The sequence below is a fragment of the Thermococcus sp. GR5 genome, assembly GCF_012027535.1.
In the GTDB taxonomy this organism is placed as follows: domain Archaea; phylum Methanobacteriota_B; class Thermococci; order Thermococcales; family Thermococcaceae; genus Thermococcus; species Thermococcus onnurineus.
This window is the reverse complement of the sequence record NZ_SNUN01000045.1, coordinates 1-371: the sequence shown is the minus strand read 5'-3', so window position 1 is coordinate 371 and position 371 is coordinate 1. Positions and strand designations below refer to the sequence as shown.

Sequence of the window (371 nt, the reverse complement as noted above, 5' to 3'; positions counted from 1 at the left end):
ATGATCCTTGCGGTTTCGGCATCTATTGCCTTGCACGGTCACTTGACACCGGGTGGTGGCTTTCAGGGCGGCTCTGCTCTCGCGGTCGCTCCGCTCCTTATAATAGCAGCATACTCAAAATATACCCTAGAAGAAAATGGCTTGGACAAGACGAGGGCGTTAATTCTGCGTTCTATTGGACTCCTGGGAATAGCGTTAGTGGCGTTAGTTCCACTCCTCAGCGGGAGCTACATAATGCAGAACCAACCAGTATTTCCCGCAGAGATCAACGGCCAGCTCATTGGCGGCTCACTGATTTACTACAACTTCTTCGAATTCCTAGCAGTTGGAGCCGGCTTTACAGCAGTATTCCTCCTCCTGGCGATTCCAGA

1 protein-coding gene is annotated in these 371 nt (G+C 51.2%); it reads left to right on the top strand.

Annotation, left to right across the window (positions count from 1 at the left end):
* A partial coding sequence (locus tag E3E33_RS10800) for an MnhB domain-containing protein (protein WP_206203430.1) occupies positions 1-371 on the top strand: 371 nt, incomplete at both ends.